General features: G+C 42.2%; 5 protein-coding genes. 3 read left to right on the forward strand and 2 right to left on the reverse strand.

Annotated features, from left to right (window positions below; translation table 11 throughout):
* The first annotated feature begins 61 nt into the window (after window positions 1–61).
* Complete coding sequence (gene mscS / locus IQR33_RS00310; protein WP_005384548.1) at window positions 62–928, forward strand: small-conductance mechanosensitive channel MscS; 867 nt, start codon at window positions 62–64, stop codon at window positions 926–928.
* A 47-nt stretch (window positions 929–975) separates the two neighbouring features.
* Here the strand turns inward: mscS and IQR33_RS00315 are convergent, their stop codons facing one another.
* Together IQR33_RS00315 and IQR33_RS00320 are read right to left on the reverse strand one after the other, a co-directional pair.
* Entirely contained in the window at window positions 976–1,458 is a 483-nt protein-coding gene (locus IQR33_RS00315; protein WP_193838154.1) for a YbaK/EbsC family protein, read from the reverse strand.
* A gap of 26 nt (window positions 1,459–1,484) precedes the next feature.
* Window positions 1,485–2,114: a LysE/ArgO family amino acid transporter gene (locus IQR33_RS00320; RefSeq protein WP_025998531.1), complete on the reverse strand. Its 630-nt coding sequence runs from the start codon at window positions 2,112–2,114 to the stop codon at window positions 1,485–1,487.
* Between the two features lie 147 nt (window positions 2,115–2,261).
* On the opposite strand from IQR33_RS00320, the gene IQR33_RS00325 reads away from it, so the two are divergent.
* Together IQR33_RS00325 and IQR33_RS00330 are read left to right on the forward strand one after the other, a co-directional pair.
* Entirely contained in the window at window positions 2,262–3,158 is an 897-nt protein-coding gene (locus tag IQR33_RS00325) for a LysR family transcriptional regulator ArgP (protein ID WP_025768836.1), read from the forward strand.
* Window positions 3,159–3,366: 208 nt separating this feature from the next.
* Window positions 3,367–4,059, forward strand: coding sequence for an oxidative stress defense protein (locus IQR33_RS00330; protein ID WP_005384550.1), 693 nt, complete (start codon window positions 3,367–3,369; stop codon window positions 4,057–4,059).
* Window positions 4,060–4,235: the final 176 nt, after the last annotated feature.

Below are 4,235 nucleotides of genomic sequence, written 5' to 3' on the forward strand. Positions count from 1 at the left end.
ACAAGGTTCATAAATTAACGGCAATTGGATTTATATCTCTTTATTTTTGAGGATAAGAATTATGGCAGGTGAATCGGTGGGTATCGATACCACTTTAACGGATGGTCTAACTCAGGCTGAAACTTGGCTGACAAACAATTCAGATCTACTGGTTCAGTACGGTGTGAACATTATCTCTGCGGTGCTTATTCTGTTTATCGGTAATCTTATCGTTAAGGCAGTCGCTGGTAGTGTTTCTAAAGTACTAGAAAAGAAAAACATGGATAAGGCCGTCGTTGAATTTATTCACGGTCTTGTTCGTTACTTGCTATTTGTAATCGTGCTAATCGCGGCTCTTGGTCGATTAGGAGTTCAAACCGCTTCTGTTGTTGCTGTGATTGGTGCGGCAGGTCTTGCTGTTGGTCTTGCACTACAAGGTTCACTATCAAACTTTGCAGCAGGCGTACTTATTGTTGCGTTCCGTCCATTCAAATCAGGCGACTACGTAGAAATCGGTGGTGTAGCGGGTAGTGTTGAAGCAATTCAAATCTTCCAAACAGTTCTAAAAACACCAGACAACAAAATGGTTGTTGTGCCTAACTCTTCAGTTATCGGCGGTGCCATTACTAACTACTCTCGCCATGCGACACGACGTGTCGACCTAGTGATTGGTGTTTCATACAAAGCAGACCTTAAACTAACGAAGAAAGTGATTCGTGAGACGCTAGAGAAAGATCCACGTATCTTGAAAGACCCAGATATCACAATTGGTGTACTTACGTTAGCAGACTCTTCAGTTAACTTTGTGGTTCGTCCATGGGTGAAAACTGCAGATTACTGGGGCGTATACTTTGATGCAATGCAAGGTATTAAAGAAGCATTGGATGAAAATGGTATCGAGATTCCATTCCCACAAATGGATGTTCACCTGAACAAAGTCGACGCTTAATCAAAAGCAGTCGATATTCAAAAGCGAGGCCAATAGGCCTCGCTTTTTTATACTTCGTAAAGGGTGTGATGACCAGCAAGTAAGAGGCGTTTTAGATGTTTACCTGCAAATCCAAATGTGAACTCAGGTAAGCCAGGCGTATAGAGCAACTCTTGATGTTGATAGAGATTGGTATCAACAATGATAGTGATGTATTCCGGTAAGCCTATTGGGCAAACCGCGCCGGGTACGCAACCTAACACTTCGACCATTTCATCGTCATTACAAATAGAGGGACGTTTACCTGTAATCGCTTTAATCTGCTTGGCATCGAGGCGCGAGTCCTTATCTGTCAGATAAACTGCGTAACCTTGTCCTTTGAGTGTTAAAAAGAGGCTTTTGGTATGCGTACCCGTCCAACCAAGCTCTCTCGCAATGCGTATATCTGTCTCAAAGTCTAAGGTGGCTTCGTGCTGCCATTCCCGAAAAGGAATAGAGAGCGCGTTGAATCGCTCTCTATTGTTGTTATAAATACGTTTTAGTGACTCCATGTCTCTGCTGCCTTACTACCTTATGATTACCAATACTTATCAATAAGCTCACTCGCTAAGATATACGCTATTGTGAACATCATCATTGCGATTGCAATGTCGATGGTTTTTTTCACTTTTGGTTTAGAGAGTGTTGGACCTAGTTTGGCGGCTCCTATCGATAAAGTGTAGAACCAAACAAAGGAAGCCATAATCGTACCTAGTGCAAAAGCAATGCGATCATGGCCTTCAAATTGTCCACCGATCGAACCTAGAATAACGACTGTATCTAAATATAAGTGCGGATTAAGCACAGTGACGGCTAACGCACCTAGAATAACCGTTCGACGACCTCGAGCTACGATCTCCCCTTTTGATTCCGATTCACTCTCTGGCTTAAAAGCACTTTTTAATGAGAGCAGTCCATAGAAGCTCAAGAAAGCAATACCACCAAGTGTCACCGACGTCAGTAAGATTTCATTTTGAGACAGAATTGCACCACCACCAAAAATACCTAGAGAGATGAAAATCATATCTAGCACGCTACAAATAGTGGCGGTTGTTAGGTGGTGGTTACGCTTTATGCCTTGATTCAAAACATACGCATTTTGCGCGCCGATCGGAATGATCATTGATGCTCCTAAACCAAAACCTTGCAATAGAACCCACAAGCTCACACTTCACCTCACTTCAAAATAACAAATACATTTACAGAAAAGGGAAAGATAAAGCGTTTATCTAAATAAGTATAATTAATGATTTTAATCTTACATTAGATAGACTAATTTAACGGGAGGCGTTTGATCAAGAGTGAGAGGAAAGGTATGCGAGGGTTAGATTACAAATGGATTGAGGCATTAGACGCTATAGTTTATCAGGGTAGCTTTGAGCGTGCTGCCGAGCATTTATTTGTTTCTCAATCCGCCATTTCTCAACGTATCAAGCAGTTAGAGAAGTTTCTCGCGCAGCCTGTTTTAATTCGAAGCCAGCCACCTAAGCCAACGCTAATTGGTAAAAAATTGTTGGGTCTTTATCGGCGAGTACGCTTGCTAGAGCATGAAATTCTCCCCGAATTAAAAAATGATACCAGTACGCGACCTGTGCAACTCTCTTTAGCGACTAATGCAGATAGCCTTGCAACATGGCTACTGCCAGCGCTGCAAAATGTTATGAAGCAGCGTCAAGTTGAACTAAAACTGACTATCTATGGTGAATACCGCTCTATTGAAAAACTCAAAAGTGGCGAAGTGACAGGAGCGATCAGCTTGGAGTCCCAGCCAATCCCCGGATGCAGAGCAGACTATTTAGGTCGCATCGATTATGTTTGTGTCGCGAGCCCAGAGTTCTATCAGCGTTATTTTTCTAAAGGCGTAAATAATCAGACATTGGCAAAAGCACCGGCCGTTTCATATGACCAATATGATGATCTACATAAAACATTTCTTACCGAGCATTTTAACGTCAATCCTGACAGCGTTATTCATCACAACATCAGTAGTTCTGAAGCGTTTCTAAAAGTGGCGTTAGCTGGTGTTGCTTATTGCTTGATCCCCCGCTTGCAAATTACCGACGAATTAGACAGAGGTGTGTTGGTTGATGTGACTCCAGGTTTTTTAATGTCCCATCGGATTTATTGGCACCACTGGCAGTTAGAAACTGGGGTATTACAAGAAATCTCACACGCGATAGTGGGGTATGCGCAGCAGCATCTACCTCAATAAGTTTGTCAGAGCTGCATATCGTTAACTTAAGTGTGTTTTGTTTAAAAATTACGCCAATGTTACATAGTCAAAGTTGTGTTAGAAGTCACTATGGGTGCTTGGATAATCGGCGGAAGTTTCTATTATGAAACCACACGCTTTCTCAGCCATGATAGTGATGTTGGAATCTGAGATTAAGTACTTAATTTTGTATGGATGGATTTATTGAATGAAATTGTATTCATTTTTGCTGGCTTCAGCACTCAGCCTTACCAGTGCTTCAGTTTTGGCGAATACGCCAGAGTTTGCTCATGTTACGACAACGGGGTATGGCGAAGTGACGGCCACACCTGATATGGCTACGTTTTCTGTAAAAGTAGTCGATACGACAATGACGGCCGAACAAGCGAAATTGTCCGTAGATAAAACCGTTGAAGAGTTTCTAAAAAGCTTATCGGATGCCGGCTTGTCAAAAGACAATATTACTAGCTCGAATTTATACCTTGCTCCTCAGTACCATTACCCTAAATCAGGAAAAGCAGAACTTGTTGGGTATCGAGCATCTCGCAGTATTGATGTCACGGTGACGGATCTGAAAAACCTTAACCAATACCTAGATATGGCGTTAGAAGCGGGAATTAATCAGGTTGATAATATTCAACTTAAGGTAAGCAACCAAGCCGAGTATCAGCAAAAGGCACGAATGGCTGCGATTAAGGACGCAAGAGAAAAAGCAGGGTCATTAGCGACTGGTTTTGAGAAAAAGTTGGGCGATGTATGGCAGATCAATTACAGACAGATGCACGTTCAGCCTGTGTTAATGCGTTCAATGGCGATGGATAGTAAAGAAGGAGCGAATAGCTACCAAGATTCAACCATGATCATTCGCGATCAAGTCGATGTCATTTATAAGCTAAAGTAAGGCTTAGCAAACAGTAAAAAGCAAAAGGCAGGGAGTTACAACCCCTGCCTTTGTCATTTCTATTTCACAGTTTAATGCAGGATACGAGCACGGATTGTGCCTTCAATGTTTTTGAGCTTTGTTAGAGCTTCTTCTGCTCGTTCAGTTTCAACGTCGATCACTACGTAGCCTATTTC

It is taken from the genome of Vibrio sp. OPT46 (assembly GCF_015163535.1).
Taxonomy (GTDB): Bacteria; Pseudomonadota; Gammaproteobacteria; order Enterobacterales; family Vibrionaceae; genus Vibrio; species Vibrio alginolyticus.